Source organism: Paracoccus alkenifer (assembly GCF_900108405.1).
Lineage (GTDB): Bacteria > Pseudomonadota > Alphaproteobacteria > Rhodobacterales > Rhodobacteraceae > Paracoccus > Paracoccus alkenifer.
In genome coordinates this window covers 350,909-368,488 of the sequence record NZ_FNXG01000002.1, presented here as the reverse complement: position 1 = coordinate 368,488, position 17,580 = coordinate 350,909, and the positions used below count along the sequence as shown (strand labels likewise).

The following is a 17,580-nucleotide window of genomic DNA, read 5'->3' as shown; positions in this document are numbered from 1 at the left end:
CCGCCGGAGGCAGGCCGCACCCGCGGCCTTCACACTTGCCCCGCAGCCTGGGCGCCGCTAGCGTCCATGACCAAATGTCCAACCCGGAGTCCAGCCCGTGTCCATCCTGCGCACCACCGCCCTGGCGCTTGTCCTTGCCGCGCCCGGCATCGCCCCCGCCCTTTCCCCCGCCTTCGCCGCCGACCCCGAGCTGATGGTCTTTGACTGGGCCGGATTTGAAGAACCGGCGATCTATCAGAAATACATCGACCAGCACGGCCAGGGCCCCAGCTTTTCCTTTTACGGCGACGACGACGAGGCGTTTCAGAAAATCGCCTCGGGGTTCCGGGCCGATGTGGCGCATCCGTGCAGCCAGATGGTGTCCAAATACCGCGACGCCGCGCTGATCGAACCGTGGGACGAAAGCCGCATCCCGGCGGTGGCCGACATCGACCCCCGTTTCCTCGATTCCGAGGTGTTCCGCGACGATCAGGGGCTGTGGTATGTGCCGGCGGACTTCGGCTCGACCGCAGTGGCCTATAACACCGATACCGTGCCGGCCGAGGACATCTCGACCCTCCAGATCTTCGTGAACCCGGCATACCAGGGCCGCACCTCGCTGCCCGATTCGGCCGATGACGTCTGGGCGCTGGCCTATCTGGCCACCGGCGTGACCGACTGGACCGACGTCAGCGAAGAACAGTTCCAGGCCGCCGCCGACTGGCTGCGCAAGGCCAACCAGAACGTCGCCGCCTATTGGGCCGACCCGGCCGAACAGGCGCAGCTGATGGCCTCGGGGGCGGTGGATGTGGCGTGGTCGTGGAACGACGTGCTGCCGCTGCTCGAAGCCGAGGGCTACCCGATCGGGTTCCAGCGCAGCGCCACCGAAGGATCCTCGACCTTCTTCTGCGGGTTCGTGAACCTCAAGAACGGACCGGGCAGCGAAGACAAGGCCTATGACTTCATCAACGCGTGGCTGGACCCCGGCGCGGCCATCGGGCTGCTGGACACCATCGGCTATGGGCTGACCAACAACCGCGGGCTGGAACTGGTCGCCGAGGATCCCCGCGTGATCCACGGGCTGGCCGAGATCGACGCCCCGGTGCTGGCCCAGGTGCCCAACGACCCCGAACAGCGCGAGCGCCAGCTGATCGAATTTGAAAAGATCAAGGCGGGCTACTGAACAGCGGGGGCTCTGCCCCCGCACCCCCGGGATATTTACAGCAAGATGAAAGAGGTCCACGCGCTTTCATCTTGCCCGAAATATCCTCGGGGGGAATCGCCGTCAGGCGATGGGGGGCAGACAGCCCCCCTTTTTTTGCCGCGGCGTCGCTCAGTTGCGGCGACGTTGCGCGCCGGTGGCCGGGTCCAGCCTGACTTTTACCTTGGCGCCGGCGGTCGTGTAGTATTCGGCCTCCCAATAGCCGTCGTCGTCCCACTCGACTTCGTCGATATAGGCCAGGTTCGCGCCGGCATCGCTTTCCAGCTTTGCCACGATCTGGGACAGTTTCAGCGCGCCGGCGGGCGGCGGGGCGGCGATCGCGACGGCGGGCGCTATGAAAAACACGAGCGCGGCGGCATGAAACAAACGCATGGGCAATTCTCCTGTCTGACTGGACAGACCGGCAACGCTGCCGGCTGCCGCGGGTTCCCCGCTGCGCGATGACGATCCCGTTTGCGGTCGCGGCGGGTTTGTGTAGCCTTGCGCCATGAGTTTGTGAAGGACACCCCCATGAAACGTCGCGATTTCCTGTCCACCGCCGCGCTGGGCTCTGCCGCCGGTGTGCTGGCCACCCCGGCACTGGCGCAGGCGCGGCCGAATGTCAGCTGGCGCCTGACGTCGAGCTATCCCAAGAGCCTTGAGACCCTGTATGGCATTTCCGATCATGTGGCACGCCGCGTGGCCGAGATCACCGACGGCGGCTTTCAGATCCAGCCCTTTGCGGCAGGCGAGCTGGTTCCGCCCCTGCAAGCGCTGGACGCGGTATCCGAGGGCACTGTGGAATGCGCCCATACGCTGGGTTCCTACAATATCGGCAAGGATCCGACCTGGGCATTCGACACCTCGCTGCCCTTTGGGATGAACACCCGCCAGAACACCGCCTGGCTGCTTTACGGCGGCGGGCTTGAGCTGGTGAACGAATTCATCGCGCGCGCCAATGTCCGCTCGATCCCCTCGGGCAACACCGGGGCGCAGATGGGCGGCTGGTATCGCAAGCAGATCAACTCGGTCGCCGACCTGAACGGGTTGAAGCTGCGCATCGCCGGGCTTGGTGGGGAAATCCTGTCGCGGCTGGGGGTGGTGCCCCAGCAGATCGGCGGCGGCGATATCTATGCGGCACTGGAACGCGGGACCATCGACGCGGCCGAATTCTCGGGGCCCTACGACGACGAAAAGCTGGGGTTCCAGCGCGTCGCCCCCTATTACTATTACCCCGGCTGGTGGGAGGGCACGGCCAATGTCGGGCTTTACATCAACCTCGACGCCTGGGGCGCCCTGCCCGCGCCCTATCAGGCCGCGCTTGAGGCCGCCTGCACCGAGGCGATGACCCACTGCGTCGCCAAATACGACAACGGCAACCCGGATGCGCTGATGCGGCTGGTGTCCAGCGGCGCGCAGCTACAGGCGTTTCCCGACGACGTGCTGACCGCGGCATTCGCCGAATCGCGCAAGCTCTATGCGGAATACGCCGAGGCGAACGAGAATTTCCGCAAGATTTACGAGCATTGGTCGGTCTACTGGACCAGGCAGCAGCAGTGGCTGCGGGTCGCGGAACTGCCCTATGACTACTTCACCTCGGCGCAGATCGGGCGCTGAGCATCACGGGGCGCGGCGGCCCGGCCGCCCCCTTTATTCACGAACGGAAAAAGCACCGCATGGACCGCAGCGAACAGGAACGCATCGCCTTTGACCAGCCCGCCTTTGCGCGGCTGCTGGGATTCAGGCTGCTGAGCGTAGCCCAGGATGAGCTGATCGCCGAAGTCCCGGTGACCCGCGATCTGGCCAACCGCAACGGCGTGATGCATGGCGGCGCGATCATGGCCATGGCCGACAATCTGGGCGGCACGGCGACCATGATCAACCTGCCCCCCGGCAAGACCACCACCACCCTGGAAAGCAAGACGAATTTCCTGCGCCCGATCCGCGTCGGCGACGTCGCCACTGCGCGCAGCGTGCCGCTGCACCGGGGGCGCACCACCATGGTGTGGCAGACCACCATCAGCCGCGGCGACGGCAAGGTTGCCGCGATCGTCATCCAGAGCCAGCTGACCATCGACTGGAAAGAGTAAGCCCCCGCCGCCATCGGCCGCAGCGCAGGCCCCTATGGCCTGGGCTGCCCTATGGCTTGGGCTGATCGTCCCATTCGTCGCTGAGGATCCGCTCGGCGTCGCCCTTGGGGTCGTCGTATTGGCGGTTGCGCAGCGCCCAGAGGAACGCCACCAGCCCCAGCGCCCCCAGCAGCAGCGAGACCGGGATCAGAAAGGCCAGCACCTCCATCAGCGCAGCCTCAGCGCGTTCAGCGTCACGCAGATGGAACTGGCCGACATGGCCAGCGCCGCGATCAGCGGCGTGGCAAAACCGGCGATGGCGATGGGCACCGCCAGAATGTTGTAGCTGACCGAGACGCCGAAGTTTTCCCGGATCCGGCGGACCGAGGCGCGCGCGACGCCGACCGCATCGGCCACCGGCGCCAGACCCGCCCCCATCAGCACCATGTCCGAGGCCACCCGCGCCGCATCCAACGCGCTGGCCGGGGAAATCGAGGCATGGGCCGCGCTGAGCGCCGCGGTATCGTTCAGCCCGTCGCCGACCATCAGCACCCGCCGCCCCTCGGCCGCAAGCTCGGCGATCACCGCGGCCTTGTCCTGCGGCGTGACGCCGGCGCGCCACTCGACGATGCCCAGCCGCGCGGCGATGTCGGCAACCGCGCCGGCACCGTCGCCCGACAGGATCATCACCCGCAGCCCCATCGCCTGCATCTGCGCCGCGCATTCCTCGGCCCCCGGGCGCAGGCTGTCAGTAAAGTCGATGCGCTGCACCCGCTCGCCGATGCGCAGCCAACTGGCCGCGCCGGGCGCGTCGCCCTCGGCCCCGATCCAGTCGGCGCGGCCCAGCCGGACCAGTTGCCCTTGCCAGCGCCCCTCGATCCCGTAGCCCGGCACCTCGCGCAGATCGTCCAGCGCGGCGGGGGCGGTGTCCGCCAGCGTCCCGGCCAACGCGCGCGACAGCGGATGGCTTGATCCCGCGGCCAGCGCCAGCGCCACCGCGCGCGCGTCACCGTCCAGTGCGTCGGGGTTGTCCACGCGCGGGGTGCCCATGGTCAGCGTGCCGGTCTTGTCAAAGACCACGGTATCGACCTCGGCCAGACGCTCCAGCGCGGTGCCGTCCTTGATCAGCAGCCCGGCGCGGAACAGCCGCCCCGAGGCCGCGGTGATCACCGCCGGCACCGCCAGCCCCAGCGCGCAGGGGCAGGTGATGATCAGCACCGCCGCGGCGACGTTCAGCGACACCCGCACATCGCGCGTGGCCCACAGCCAGCCCAGAAAGCTGAGCAGCGCCACCGTATGCACCACCGGCGCATAGAACCGGCTGGCGCGGTCGGCCAGCGAGGTGTAATGCCCCCGCGCCGTTTCCGCCGCCGCGACCAGCGCGGTCAGCCGCGCAAGCGAGCTGTCCTGCCCCGCCGCCGTCACCCGCAGGGTCAGCGGTCCGGTCAGGTTCACCTCGCCCGCCGACAGAGGCTGCCCCGGATGCGCCGCCACCGGCACCGATTCCCCGGTCAGCAGCGAGCGGTCGATTTCCGAGGCCCCCGCCGTCACCACCCCGTCCGCAGGGATACGCCCGCCGGGTCGCACCAGGATCAGGTCGTCCGGACGCAGCTCGGCCACCGGCACGGTTTGCTCGGCCCCGTCGGTCAGGCGGATGGCGCGCGGCACCTCAAGCGCGGTCAGTTCCTCGGCGGCCGAGCGCGCCACCGCGCGGGTGCGATAGTCCAGATAGCGCCCGATCAGCAGGAAAAAGCACAGCATCGCGGCGGCGTCGAAATAGGCGTGGCGCCCGCCGTGAAAGGTTTCATAGACGGAAATCGCGCTGGCCAGGATCAACGCCAGCGAAATCGGCACATCCATTCCCAGCCGCCCCGCCCGCAGCGCCCGCAAGGCGCTGGAAAAGAACGGCTGTCCGGCAAAGGCCACGGTCGGCAGCGCGATGGCGCCGGAAATCCAGTGGAACAGGTCGCGGGTGCTGTCGTCGGCCCCCGACCATACCGCCACCGACAGGATCATGATGTTCATCATGGCAAAGCCGGACACCCCGATCCGCATCAGCAGGTCGCGGCCGTGGCGGTCGGCGGCGGTGGCCGACAGCGCGCCGGGGTCCAGCTCATGCGCCTCGTAGCCGATGCGGTCCAGCACCGGGATCAGGTCGGGCGCGGTCAGCCCCTCGGCGTCGATGGTGACGCGGCGCAGGGTCAGGTTCACCCGCGCGTCGCGCACGCCGGGCACCGCGGTCAGCGCGCGTTCGACATCCGAGATGCAGACCGCGCAATGGGCGGTGGGCAGCGACAGCACGATGTCGCCGCGCGCTGCCGGACCCGCCTGCGCCAGCCGCCCCGCCAGAGGCGCTGCATCGCAGGCCGGGCAGGCGCTGAGGCGGCTTTCGAACTGGGCGCTCGCGTCGGTCATCCCTTTACCCGGCTGCCCGAGAAATGGTCGATGCGCTGGCGGAACTGCGTGCCGTCCCACGCCTCGGCGGTGACGTGGATGATCCAGTTTCCGGGGGCAAGCGCCACGGGTGCCCGGAACATCCCGTTCTCGTAGCTGAACTGCGGCGTCTGGTCGTCGCGCACATGGGTGGGCCGCCCGATGCTGGCGTCAAGCGAACGCACCCGCGCCGGGTTGCCGTGCTGGTCGCGGATCATCAGCGTCAGCTCGGCCCCGTCGTATTGCGGGGTGACGGTCCAGCCCAGTGCCTGCTGCGCCGCCCGCTCGACGTCGAATTTTTGCGAGGCGACATAGCTGTTCGCGGTTTCCAGCCCCGGAAAGGTGCTGACCGCCTTGAAGGCCATCAGCAGGTTCACCCCCACGATCACGCCGAATGCGCACAGGACAATTGCCAGCACGTGCCGGCCCGTCAATTCGCGTGTCATCATCGCCCCCTTCCCTGGAACACGGTATCCACCGCGGCGCGGCGGCCGGACTCGACATCCTCGATCCACAGCACCAGCCCGGTCTGCGCCCCGTCGGCCAGCACCGATCCGGCCGGCGCGGTCAGATAGACGCGCTGTTCATAGGTGGCGTCCTGCGCGACGGTCACGGTGCCCTCGCTGCCCTCAAGCGCCAGCTCAAGCCCGGTCAGCGGCGCGCCCCTGGCATCGCTGACGCCGACGGCAAAGGTCTTTTCCTCGCCCTGCTTGTTGCGCAGCCGCAGTTCATAGGTGTTGCGGATCGAGCCGTCGGACATGGTGACATACAGCGGGTTGCGGATCGGGGACACGTTCAGATCATAGGGCGAGCGCAGGAAAAGCGCCACGATCAACCCCACGCCGATCGCCGACCACAGGGTGAAATACAGCAAAGTGCGCGGGCGCAGCACATGGCGCCACAGCGAATCGCCCTCTTGCCCGGTCTTTTCGGCGTGTTCGTCCTTGAGCGCCATATAGTCGATCAGCCCGCGCGGCTTGCCGATCCGGGCCATCACATCGTCGCAGGCGTCGATGCACAACGCGCAGGTGATGCATTCCAGCTGCTGGCCGTCGCGGATGTCGATGCCCATCGGGCAGACGTGGACGCAGGCAAGGCAGTCGATGCAGTCGCCCTTGAGCCCGGCGGGGCTGTCGGATTTCGTGGCCTCGCCCTTGGCGATCTTGCCGCGCGGCTCGCCCCGCCATTCGCGATAGGCGACGGTCAGCGTGTCCTCGTCCATCATGGCGCCCTGAATCCGCGGCCAGGGACAGGCGTAGATGCAGATCTGCTCGCGCGCGAAACCGCCAAAGAAAAAGGTGGTCCCGGTCATGATCGCGATGGTGGAATAGGCGATGGGGTGGCCGTGGCCGGTGACCAGGTCGCGCAGCAGCGTCGGCGCATCGGCGAAATAGAACACCCAGGCGCCGCCGGTCAGCAGCCCGATCAGCAGCCACGCGGCCCATTTCACCGCCCGCAGCCGCGCCTTTCGGGCGTCCCAACCCTGTTCATACAGCCGGATCTGGGCGTTGCGGTCGCCCTCGACCCAGCGCTCGACCATCAGGAACAGGTCGGTCCAGACCGTCTGCGGACAGGCATAGCCGCACCACACCCGCCCCAGCGCCGAGGTGAACAGAAACAGCCCCAGCCCGGCCATGATCAGCAGGCCCGCGACGAAATAGAACTCGTGCGGCCAGATCTCGATCCAGAAAAAGAAAAAGCGGCGGTTGGCCAGATCCACCAGCACCGCCTGATCGGGCAGGCCCGGCCCCCGGTCCCAGCGGATCCATGGGGTGATGTAGTAGATGCCCAGCGTCACCGCCATCAGCACCCATTTGAGGCTTCGGAACTTTCCCTTCACCCGGCGCGGAAAGATGGGTTCGCGCGCCGCATAGAGGCGTGGGGGTTCCTGCTCGGTCGTGGACATCCGTCGCTCCTGTTGGGCAGGGTATCATACGCGCCCTGCCGGGACGGCGTTGACTTTGGTCAAGGGCCGCCGGCTGTCATATACGAAACAACCCCCGGCGATTTGAGGGGCGTTTTGTCGCAGCACGCCATGCCGGACCCGTGCCGGACGCCTGCCGGATGGCGAAAGCCATCGAACGGGCGCGCCCGAGGGCACACCCGCTGCTGGTTCAGCGCAACCGCCATGGCGGCGGAGTGGTCGATGCCGTCAGCGGCTGCGCGCGATCACTCGCCCCCGCCAAGCCCGTGCACATAGGCCGAGACCGCGCGGATATGGCTTTCGGACAGGCGGCCCGACCATGCCGGCATCACGCCAAAGGGGCCGTCGTGGATGATCCGGCGGATCGTGGCCTCGTCGGCCTGACCATCGACGTTATACAGCCAGACCGCATCGGTCAGGTCGGGCGCGCCCTGCATCCGGTCGCCGGTGCCGTCCTCGGCGTGGCAGGCGACGCATTGGTCCTCGAACACCTCGGCGCCGTCCCTGGCCAGGGACTGTTTGTGCGGCAACCCCGCCAGCGACAGCACATATTGCGTCACCTGGTCGATTTCGCGGTCGTCCAGCAACCCGTCGATGCCGAAACGCGGCATTTCCGAATAGCGGGTGTCGTCGTCGTCCGGGCTGCGGATACCGTGCATCACCGTCAGGTGGATGTCCTCGATCGAGCCGCCCCACAGCCAATCGTTGTCCAGCAGGTTCGGATAGCCCGGATTGCCGCCCGCGCCCGAGCCGTGGCACTGCGCGCAATAGGTGCGAAACACCGCGGCGCCGGCGTTGTTGGCATAGTTCAGCAGTTCCGGGTCGCCCTGGATATCGGTCAGCTCGACCGAGGCCAGACGGGTCTCGACCGGGGCATTCGCCTCGTCGAAGCGGCGGATCTCGGCCTCGACCTGATCGCGGGGCGTGTAGCCAAGGAACCCCTGCGTGGTGCCCTTGAGCAGCGGCACGGCCGGGAACGCCAGCGCATAGACCAGCGCCCAGACGATGGTGACGTAAAACGTCCACAGCCACCAGCGCGGCAGCGGGTTGTCGTATTCCTCGATCCCGTCCCAGCTGTGGCCGGTGGACTGGACCTCGACGATTTTCTTGCCGACCCGGCGGGTGACCTTGCGGCGCGGCTCACGCTCGGACCGCGGCTTCACGCCCACGATATGGTCGGGGACGTTGCGCAGGATCTGTTCGGCGTTTTCCGCGTCGGCGGCCTGCCGTTCCAGCGAGATCCGGTTTTCCGGGTTCGCGGGGCTGGTGTGCGGATCGTCGGCGCTGACACCCAGGTTTTCGGCGACCTGGCGGTCATGCGGGGTCGGCCCTGGGGTTTCGTCTTTCGGATCGGCCATCAGTCGACCTCCTTGCGGTCCTTCGCGTCCCTGTCCTCAGGGGCGGGTTTCGTCTCGTTGCGGAAGATGCTCTCGGCGGCGTCCCGTTGCTGCCGGCGCGCGCCGGGGCGCCACACGAACAGGATCACCCCGATGAACACCAGTGTCAGCGCCAGCAGCACCCAGCTGTCGGCAAGCTGGCGCAGGAAGGTATAACGCTCCATGCCCCCTGCCCGTCAGCGATGCTGGTCGGGCTGGAAGGTCGTGAAATCGACCATCGTGCCCAGAACCTGTAGATAGGCGACCAGCGCGTCCATTTCGCTGACGCCGGGCTGGCGGTCGAAATTGCGCTGCTGCACGTCGGGATACCGCTCTTCCAGCCCCGAGCTGTCCGCATCCGGGTCCGCCTGCGCCAGGAAATCGGCCCGCGCCTCGGCGATCATGTCGTCGGTATAGGGCACGCCGACGCGGCGGTCGGCGACCAGCCGGTCCCCGATGTATTTCGCGTCGAGCGGGCGGTTCAGCAAAAACCCGTAGCCGGGCATGATCGATTCCGGCACCACCGACTGCGGGTTGACCAGATGGTCGACGTGCCATTCGTCCGAATAGCGCCCGCCCACCCGGGCCAGGTCCGGCCCGGTGCGCTTGGAGCCCCACTGGAACGGGTGGTCATACATCGATTCCGCGGCAAGGCTGTAATGCCCGTAGCGTTCGACCTCGTCGCGCATGGGGCGGATCATCTGGCTGTGGCAGGTATAACAGCCCTCGCGGACATAGATGTCGCGGCCGGTCAGTTCGAGGGGCGTATAGGGACGCATTCCCTCGACCTTTTCGATGGTGTTTTCCAGATAGAACAACGGGGCGATCTGCACGATGCCGCCGATGGCGACGACGAGGAACGAAAACACCAGCAGCAGCGTCGCGTTCTTTTCGATGATCTTGTGATGGTCGAGAAGGGCCATGATTCCCGTCTTTCCTTATTCTGCCGGCACGGCGACGCGGTTCAACGCGACGCGCGGCTGGCGGGCAACCGTGGCCCAGAGATTCCAGCACATGATGATCCCGCCGGTCAGATAGAACACCCCGCCCAGCGTCCGCACCACCAGCATCGGATATTTGGCGACCACCGTGTCGGCAAAGGCGTTGACCAGGAAGCCCTGGGTGTCGACCTCGCGCCACATCAGCCCCTCCATGATGCCCGACACCCACATGGACGAGGCGTAAAGCACCAGCCCGATGGTGGCGAGCCAGAAGTGCCAGCTGACCAGCGACAGCGAATACAGCCGCTCGCGCCCCCACAGCCGCGGCACCAGATAGTAAAGCGCGCCAAAGGTGATCATGCCGTTCCAGCCCAGCGCCCCGGAATGGACATGGCCGATGGTCCAGTCGGTATAGTGCGACAGCGAGTTCACGGCCTTGATCGACATCATCGGCCCTTCAAAGGTCGCCATGCCGTAAAAGCCCACCGCGACGACCATCATGCGGATGATCGGGTCGGTGCGCAGCTTGTCCCAGGCGCCCGACAGCGTCATCAGCCCGTTGATCATGCCGCCCCAGCTGGGCATCCACAGCATGATCGAGAACACCATCCCCAGCGTCGCGGCCCATTGCGGCAGCGCGGTATAATGCAGGTGGTGCGGGCCCGCCCAGATATACATGAAGATCAGCGCCCAGAAGTGGATGATCGACAGCTTGTAGCTGTAGACCGGGCGCTCGGCCTGCTTGGGGATGAAATAATACATCATCCCCAGGAAACCCGCGGTCAGGAAAAAGCCCACGGCGTTGTGGCCATACCACCACTGCGTCATGGCGTCCTGCACGCCCGAGAACAGCTGCACGGACTTGGACCCGAACACCGACACCGGAATCGCAAGGTTGTTGACCACATGCAGCATCGCAATGGTCACGATGAAGGACAGGTAGAACCAGTTGGCGACGTAGATGTGGGGTTCGCGCCGCTTCATGATCGTGCCCAGGAACACCGCCAGATAGGTCACCCACACCACGGTCAGCAGCCAGTCGGCATACCATTCGGGTTCGGCGTATTCCTTGGAATGGGTGGCACCCAGCACATAGCCCGACGCGGCCAGCACGATGAACAGGTTATAGCCCCAGAACACGAACCAGGCCGCATTGCCGCCCCACAGCCGCGTGGCCGAGGTCCGCTGCACCACATAGAACGAGGTCGCGATCAGCGCGTTGCCGCCAAAGGCAAAGATCACCGCCGAGGTGTGCAGCGGACGCAGCCGGCCAAAGTTGGTATAGCCGGCGGTCCACTCGGACAGGTTCAGCACCGGCCACGCCTGCTGGGCGGCGATGATGACGCCCACCAGGAACCCCACGACGGCCCAGCCCGCGGTGGCGATCACGCCGGCACGAATCACGCCGTCCATGTATTCGGATTCCGCGTTGGCCAGCGCAAGCCGGCGGTTCGGATCGTCCATGGTCCGCATGGTCCACAGGAACGCAGCGCCCGCGGCCAGCATCACAATCAGCGCTGCCACCATAAATGCCAGATCGCGCGCGTAGTTGGCGGCGATCGCGGCGAACACCGCAATCGCGCCCAGCACGATCAGCTTCAAGCTATCCCACATCGTGTCGGTATCCTTCGTGTCGAAACGGCATTGCCGAATCGCCAAGGTGGCGACCCGGCAAACCGTCGTGCCCGTGTGCTCTATGGACCGAAACTTGACCAATCCTTGATCTAGGTCAATCAAAGGGGGGCAAACTGCGGCGTAAGGTCGCCCCCGCGGGCAGGCAGCCCGACCAGAATGGAGCAGCGCAATGGGCTACAAGACCATCCTTACCGTCATCACCCAGACCGGCCAGATCGCGCAGCTCGAATCCGCCATGGCGCTGGCCCGGCGCGAGGATGCGCATCTCGAAGTGTTCGCCCTGGGCGTCGACCGCACCCAGACCGGCTACTACTACGCCGGCGCCTCGGCCTATGTGTTTCAAGAGGCCGTCGACCGCGCCATGGCCACCGCCGAGGCCATCGAGGCCGAAATGCGCGAGCAGCTCTCGCACGAGGACATTCGCTGGTCGCTGGACAGCGCGGTGGCGCAGATCGGCGGGTTGTCGTCGCTGGTGGCGATGCGCGCGCGCTATGTCGATCTGGTGGTGCAGGCCCAACCCTACGGCCCCGACGCCCCCGCCGACGCCGAAGCGGTGGTCGAAGCCGCACTGTTCGAGGGCGGCACCCCCGCGCTGGTGCTGCCGCGCGGGGCCGAGCTTGGCGATTCGGTCGGCAAGCGGGTGCTGATCGGCTGGAACCAGTCCGACGAGGCGCTGCACGCCATCCGCCGCGCGATGCCGCTGCTCAAGATGGCCGAAACGGTGGAAATCGCGGTTGTGGACCCCTCGCCCCATTCGCCCGAGGGCTCGGACCCGGGCGGGCGGCTGTGCCAGATGCTGACCCGCCACGGGGTCAACGCCAATATCGCGGTGCTGGCCAAGACCCTGCCCACCGTGACCGAGGTGCTGAACCGCCGCGCGACCGAAACCGGCGCCGACCTGATGGTGATCGGCGCCTACAGCAAGTCGCGCCTGCGCGAGGCGATTCTGGGCGGCGTGACCCGCCGGATGCTGGAACATGCCACGCTGCCGGTGTTGATGGCGCGCTGATGGCGTGCTGATCGGCGCGAAAGGATGGCCGGCGCTGCCGGCCGTTCTGGGGCGGGGGCAAACGGCGGGCGCGTCCGGCGGCGGGCGTGGTCAGATCGGCAGGCCGCCGTCGGCATCATCGCCGCTTTCGGCGACCAGCCGGGCAAAGTCGGGCACGATCACCTGCCGCTTGCCAGACAGCCGGATCACCTCGTCGCGCCTGAGCGCCGAGATCTGGCGACTGACGGTTTCCAGCGTCAACCCAAGGTAATCGGCCATCGCCTCGCGCGTCAGCGGCAGCTCGATGTCGATTCCGTCCATGGGCACCTCGGCCGGATCCGCCTGCCGCAGCGCCGCAGTGCGCCGGGCCAGGATCACCAGAAACGAGGCGATCTTTTCGCGCGCCGATTTGCGCCCCAGCAGCAGCAGCCATTCGCGCGCCGCATCCAGGTCGTCCAGCGTCATGTCCAGCAGTCGCCCCGAGATCCGCGGGTTCGAACGCAGCAGATCCTCGAACGGCTTGCGGCGGAAACAGCACAGCAGCAGGTCCGACAGCGCGGTCACGTCATAGGCCGCCACCGCCCGCCCCGGCCGGCCCAGGAAATCCGACGGCAGCAGCAGCCCGACCATCTGGGTGCGCCCGTCCTCCATCGTCTGGGACAGCCCCGCCACGCCCGAGACGACCGAGGCCACGAACTCCATCCGCTCGCCCGCCAGCGCGACGGTCTGGCCGGCCTGATAGCGGCGGTAATATTTGCTGGCGTCCAGACGGTCCAGATCCCCCGCCTCGCAGCTGGCACAGACCGCGCGATAACGGATCGGGCAATCCGCACAGGGAACCTGCATGGGGTGGCAGCTGTCCAGTGAGATGGTCTTGACCTGTGTCAATGCCGTGTCCAGTTAACGCAGGCAATGGATAGTCCCATGGAACAGAAATCGCAACTGACCCGACTCGGGTTGTTCGACGCGCGGGTGCCGCGCTACACGTCTTATCCGACGGCGCCGCATTTCAAGCCGACCGTGGGCGCGGGGGATTTCACCCGCTGGGTGCAGGAAATTCCTGCCGGGGGCGCGATCTCGCTTTACATGCATGTGCCGTTCTGCCGCAGGCTGTGCTGGTTCTGCGCCTGCCGCACGCAGGGCACGCAATCCGACGCGCCGGTGCGCGCCTATGCCGACGTGCTGCTGCAAGAACTCGAACTGCTCAAGGCCAGCCTGGCGCCGGGGGTCAGGCTGTCGCGGCTGCACTGGGGCGGCGGCACGCCGACGCTGATGCCGCCCGACATGATGCGCCGCGTGGCGGGCGCGGTGTTCGACGCCTTCCCGCTGGCCGAGGGGGCCGAGTTCTCGGTCGAGATCGACCCCAACGAGATCGACGAGCCGCGCATGGACGCGCTGGCCGAGGCCGGGCTGACCCGCGCCTCGATCGGGGTGCAGGACTTCGACCCCGAGATCCAGAAAACCATCGGCCGCGAACAGAGCTTTGAAATCACCGCGCAGGCGGTGCGGATGATCCGCGACCGCGGCATCGCCAGCCTGAACGCCGACATCCTTTACGGGCTGCCCCACCAGACCCCGCAGAAGATCGCCGATTCCATCCAGAAACTGATGGCGCTGTCGCCCGACCGCATCGCGCTTTACGGCTATGCGCATGTGCCGTGGATGGCCAAGCGGCAGGTGATGATCCCCGACGACACCCTGCCCGACGCGCAGGCGCGGCTGCGGCTGTTCGAGGTCGCCCGCGACCTGCTGGTCGCCGACGGCTATGATGAAATCGGCATCGACCACTTTGCCCGCCCCGGCGACGGGCTGGCGGTGGCGCAACGCGCCGGGCTGCTGCGCCGCAACTTCCAAGGCTACACCGACGATCTGGCGCAGGCGCTGGTGGGCATGGGCGCCTCGTCGATCTCGCGGTTCCCGCAGGGCTATGCGCAGAACGCCCCCGCCACCGGCGCCTATACCAAGGCGATCCGCGAGGGCCGATTCTCGACCACTCGCGGCCATGTGTTCACCCCCGAGGACAACTGGCGCGCCCGCATGATCGAGGCGCTGATGTGCGATTTCCGCATCTCGGCCGATGAATTCATCCGCGACCACGGCTTTACCCAAGCCACGCTCGCCGCGCTGTTCGCCCCGGTCAAGGCCGAGTTCGGCGACATGGTGGAACTGGACGACAGCGGCCTGTCGATCCCCGAATCCGGCCGCCCGCTGACACGGATGATCGCCCGCATGTTCGACGGCTACGAGATGGAGGCCAAGGGCCACAGCCCCGCCATCTGACCCCTGCCCCGTCTGCTCCTGCCCCCACCTGCCTTGGCCCGAGCGGGGGCCAGCCCCCGCGCCCCCGGGATATTTCAGGACAGAAGATGTTTTCGCCGGAGCGGCTTCTTCTGTCCGAAAATATCCTCGGGGGGAATCGCCGTCAGGCGATGGGGGGCAGACAGCCCCCCTTTTGCCGCGCCGCCGCCGGTGTCGCGCATGGTCCTAGCGGCCCAGCTTGACGTGGACCTCGTCCAGATCGACCTCGCCCTTTGGGAACTTGTTGTCGGGGTCGTCGAAGTCATAGCGGAACAGCTGGAAATCCTTGCGATAGATTTCCCAGATCAGGTGCCGTGACAGATCGTCGAAATATTCGCTGACCTTATGGGCACGCTTGGGGCCGTGGCCTTCGGATTCGTTGAACCGGGGCACCGCGTTCACGTCCATGCGCACCGGGGTTTCGGCGGCATCCAGCACCGCCTGCATCCCCTCGTTGAATTTCTCGGTAAAAAAGATCCGGTCATAGCGGCCGCCGTTCGCGATGAAGGTCGAGATATGGCCCGACATCGCCGACCAGTGGATGTCCGGCTCCATCGGGCGGCGCCAGCGGATGGTGTCGCGGGCAAACAGCAGGAACCGGCGAAAGCTGCGGATCTGGTCAAAGTCGAAATTGTCCTCGGGGCTGCCGACCTCGACCCCGTAGCGCTGCATGATCTGCGGGATCAGGTTGCCGCGATAGCGTTTGCCGTTGCGCTGGATGCCGGCGATCTTGTCGAAGAACGACGACAGGATCCGCGCATAGGGGTTGCGCACGCAGGTAAAGGCAAGCGGCCGGCGCGCCAGCACCGCAGCCTCGATCTGCGGCTGGCTGTGGTCGAGGTTCCATTTGTGCAGCCCTTCGGTCGCATCGTGGATGTCGCCGTCGTAATAGCGGCCATGGTCGGAATGGAACATGATCTGCCCGATGGTCGAGCAGGCGCATTTGGGCACGACCCGATAGGCCATGCTTTCGCTTTCGGTCATCCAGGTGCCGGGAAACCCCATGTCGCGCGTCCTCGCAATTCGTGTAAATCATTGGCACGTCTTGCTCGTGCCCATAAAATCGTTATGCACGCAAGGCAACTCGCCACCGGCGGATTGCCGCGCCCGGGACCGGATTCCGCGCGCTCGACCACCGGACAGGTAGCTGCGCATGGCCCGCATCGCATTCATCCTTTTATGCCACAAGGACCCGGTGGGGATCGTCGCACAGGCGCAGCGGCTGACCGAATCGGGGGATTTCGTCTCGATCCATTTCGACGGCCGCGCCGATGCCGGCGATTACGCGCGGATCCGGGCGGCGCTGGCCGGCAACCCCGCCGTCGCCTTTACCCCGCGGCGGGTCAAATGCGGCTGGGGCGAATGGTCGCTGGTCGCCGCCACGCTCGAGGCCGTGCGCACCGCCGTCGCGGCCTTTCCGCAGGCGTCGCATTTCTACATGCTGTCGGGCGACTGCATGCCGATCAAGTCCGCCGCCTATGCGCAGGAATTTCTTGACGCCAACGACCTCGATTTCATCGAGAATTTCGACTTCTTCGACAGCGACTGGATCAAGACCGGCATCAAGGAAGAGCGGCTGATCTATCGCCACTGGTTCAACGAACGCACCAGCAAGCGGCTGTTCTATGCCAGCCTCGACCTGCAAAAGCGGCTGGGGCTGGCGCGGCCGCTGCCCGCCGACATCCAGGTGATGATCGGTTCGCAATGGTGGTGCCTGCGCCGGCAGACTGTGGAAAGGCTGCTGGCGTTCTGCGACGCGCGCCGTGACGTGATGCGGTTCTTTGCCACCACCTGGATCCCGGACGAGACGTTTTTCCAGACCATCGTCGCGCATGTGGTGCCGCGCCGCGAAATCCGTTCGCGCACGCTGACCTTTCTGATGTTCACCGACTACGGGATGCCGGTCACCTTCTACAACGACCACTACGACCTGCTGCTGGGACAGGATTATCTGTTCGCCCGCAAGATCAGCCCCGAGGCGATCACCCTGCGCAAGCGGCTGGGGGCGCTGTGGCGGGACAGCGGCGCGCAGTTTCCCATCACCAACGAAGCCGCGGGGCTTTACCGTTTCCTGTCCGGCCGCGGCCGCATCGGCCGCCGCTTCGGCCAGCGTTTCTGGGAGGCGGACGGGTCGCTGGGCCGCGGGCGGCGGCTGATCCTGATCGTGGCCAAGAAATGGCATGTCGCCAAGCGGCTGACCGCGGCGATCCGCCGCCACACCGACATTCCGGTGGTGGATTATCTGTTCAACGAACTGGACGCGCATCTGCCCGACATGGGCGGGATCGAAACGACGCTGGCCAAGCGCGAACGCCACCGCCGCGCGCTGGTCAAGATGCTGTTCGTCCAGTTCGAAAGCCCCTGCGTGGCGCTGTGCCTGGACCCCTCGGCGCTGGGGCTGATCCAGGATTTTCTGGACGACAAGGCCGAAACCCGGGTGCTGCTGATCGATTCGGATTTCGACGACGATTATGTGCGCGGCCATATCGGGCGGGTCGGTCTGGCCGGTCAGCACAGCGCCCCCGAGCAGGTCAACCGGCTGATCCCCGCGGTCCGCGCCGATCTGGAACACGAAGGCGAACGCATCCGCGATCTGGAAATCGAGGGGTTTCAGGTGATTTCACCCGCGCGTGGAACCAATGCCAACGCGGCGGCGCTGGCAAGGCTGCTGGACCTCGACCCCGATACGGCGCTAGCCCTTGCGGGGACCGATCATCTGTTCGACGACTAAGGAGC

At 66.5% G+C, this 17,580-nt stretch carries 18 protein-coding genes; 6 read left to right on the top strand and 12 right to left on the bottom strand.

Annotated elements, in window-relative coordinates; genetic code table 11:
* Positions 1-97: 97 nt before the first annotated feature.
* Positions 98-1,162, top strand: coding sequence for an ABC transporter substrate-binding protein (locus tag BLW83_RS05950; RefSeq protein ID WP_090846603.1), 1,065 nt, complete (start codon positions 98-100; stop codon positions 1,160-1,162).
* 150 nt (positions 1,163-1,312) lie between these two features.
* Here the strand turns inward: BLW83_RS05950 and BLW83_RS05945 are convergent, their stop codons facing one another.
* Positions 1,313-1,573 carry a PepSY domain-containing protein gene (locus BLW83_RS05945; protein WP_090846601.1) on the bottom strand — a complete coding sequence of 87 codons (261 nt, stop codon included), beginning with the start codon at positions 1,571-1,573 and terminating at the stop codon, positions 1,313-1,315.
* Between the two features lie 138 nt (positions 1,574-1,711).
* Between BLW83_RS05945 and BLW83_RS05940 the strand changes: the two genes are divergently transcribed.
* Positions 1,712-2,797, top strand: coding sequence for a TRAP transporter substrate-binding protein (locus BLW83_RS05940; protein WP_090846599.1), 1,086 nt, complete (start codon positions 1,712-1,714; stop codon positions 2,795-2,797).
* Between the two features lie 59 nt (positions 2,798-2,856).
* A complete protein-coding gene (locus BLW83_RS05935; protein WP_090846597.1) occupies positions 2,857-3,270 on the top strand; it encodes a PaaI family thioesterase in 414 nt (137 codons plus the stop codon).
* A gap of 49 nt (positions 3,271-3,319) precedes the next feature.
* On the opposite strand, the gene ccoS is transcribed toward BLW83_RS05935, so the two are convergent.
* The 8 genes from ccoS to ccoN form a co-directional block, all read right to left on the bottom strand.
* Positions 3,320-3,478 carry a cbb3-type cytochrome oxidase assembly protein CcoS gene (gene ccoS / locus BLW83_RS05930; protein WP_090846595.1) on the bottom strand — a complete coding sequence of 53 codons (159 nt, stop codon included), beginning with the start codon at positions 3,476-3,478 and terminating at the stop codon, positions 3,320-3,322.
* A complete protein-coding gene (locus tag BLW83_RS05925) occupies positions 3,478-5,664 on the bottom strand; it encodes a heavy metal translocating P-type ATPase (protein ID WP_090846593.1) in 2,187 nt (728 codons plus the stop codon). The genes ccoS and BLW83_RS05925 overlap by 1 nt, the downstream gene beginning before the upstream one ends.
* A complete protein-coding gene (locus BLW83_RS05920; protein WP_090847505.1) occupies positions 5,661-6,128 on the bottom strand; it encodes a FixH family protein in 468 nt (155 codons plus the stop codon). The genes BLW83_RS05925 and BLW83_RS05920 overlap by 4 nt, the downstream gene beginning before the upstream one ends.
* On the bottom strand, positions 6,128-7,588 hold the full coding sequence (ccoG, locus tag BLW83_RS05915; RefSeq protein ID WP_090846591.1) for a cytochrome c oxidase accessory protein CcoG: 1,461 nt from the start codon (positions 7,586-7,588) through the stop codon (positions 6,128-6,130). Before ccoG ends, BLW83_RS05920 begins: the two co-directional genes overlap by 1 nt.
* 263 nt (positions 7,589-7,851) lie before the next feature.
* The gene (gene ccoP, locus BLW83_RS05910) at positions 7,852-8,709 is read right to left on the bottom strand and encodes a cytochrome-c oxidase, cbb3-type subunit III (RefSeq protein WP_245728699.1); all 858 of its coding nucleotides are present in this window, start codon (positions 8,707-8,709) and stop codon (positions 7,852-7,854) included.
* Positions 8,710-8,963: 254 nt separating this feature from the next.
* A complete protein-coding gene (locus tag BLW83_RS05905; protein ID WP_090846585.1) occupies positions 8,964-9,167 on the bottom strand; it encodes a cbb3-type cytochrome c oxidase subunit 3 in 204 nt (67 codons plus the stop codon).
* Between the two features lie 12 nt (positions 9,168-9,179).
* Positions 9,180-9,905, bottom strand: a complete 726-nt coding sequence (gene ccoO / locus BLW83_RS05900) for a cytochrome-c oxidase, cbb3-type subunit II (RefSeq protein ID WP_090846583.1) — start codon at positions 9,903-9,905, stop codon at positions 9,180-9,182.
* Between the two features lie 15 nt (positions 9,906-9,920).
* On the bottom strand, positions 9,921-11,537 hold the full coding sequence (ccoN, locus tag BLW83_RS05895) for a cytochrome-c oxidase, cbb3-type subunit I (RefSeq protein ID WP_090846581.1): 1,617 nt from the start codon (positions 11,535-11,537) through the stop codon (positions 9,921-9,923).
* 190 nt (positions 11,538-11,727) lie between these two features.
* Here ccoN and BLW83_RS05890 point away from each other — a divergent pair, with 190 nt between their 5' ends.
* On the top strand, positions 11,728-12,567 hold the full coding sequence (locus BLW83_RS05890; RefSeq protein ID WP_090846579.1) for a universal stress protein: 840 nt from the start codon (positions 11,728-11,730) through the stop codon (positions 12,565-12,567).
* A 90-nt stretch (positions 12,568-12,657) separates the two neighbouring features.
* Here BLW83_RS05890 and fnrL read toward each other — a convergent pair whose 3' ends face one another.
* Complete coding sequence (fnrL, locus tag BLW83_RS05885) at positions 12,658-13,392, bottom strand: transcriptional regulator FnrL (protein ID WP_090846577.1); 735 nt, start codon at positions 13,390-13,392, stop codon at positions 12,658-12,660.
* A gap of 78 nt (positions 13,393-13,470) precedes the next feature.
* Between fnrL and hemN the strand changes: the two genes are divergently transcribed.
* Positions 13,471-14,826, top strand: coding sequence for an oxygen-independent coproporphyrinogen III oxidase (gene hemN, locus BLW83_RS05880; RefSeq protein ID WP_090846574.1), 1,356 nt, complete (start codon positions 13,471-13,473; stop codon positions 14,824-14,826).
* Positions 14,827-14,900: 74 nt separating this feature from the next.
* On the opposite strand, the gene BLW83_RS15995 is transcribed toward hemN, so the two are convergent.
* Positions 14,901-15,026, bottom strand: a complete 126-nt coding sequence (locus BLW83_RS15995; RefSeq protein ID WP_281245526.1) for a hypothetical protein — start codon at positions 15,024-15,026, stop codon at positions 14,901-14,903.
* Positions 15,027-15,030: 4 nt separating this feature from the next.
* On the bottom strand, positions 15,031-15,849 hold the full coding sequence (locus tag BLW83_RS05875; protein ID WP_090846572.1) for a sulfotransferase family protein: 819 nt from the start codon (positions 15,847-15,849) through the stop codon (positions 15,031-15,033).
* Positions 15,850-15,997: 148 nt separating this feature from the next.
* On the opposite strand from BLW83_RS05875, the gene BLW83_RS05870 reads away from it, so the two are divergent.
* The gene (locus BLW83_RS05870) at positions 15,998-17,575 is read left to right on the top strand and encodes a DUF5928 domain-containing protein (protein ID WP_090846570.1); all 1,578 of its coding nucleotides are present in this window, start codon (positions 15,998-16,000) and stop codon (positions 17,573-17,575) included.
* The last annotated feature ends 5 nt before the right edge of the window (positions 17,576-17,580 follow it).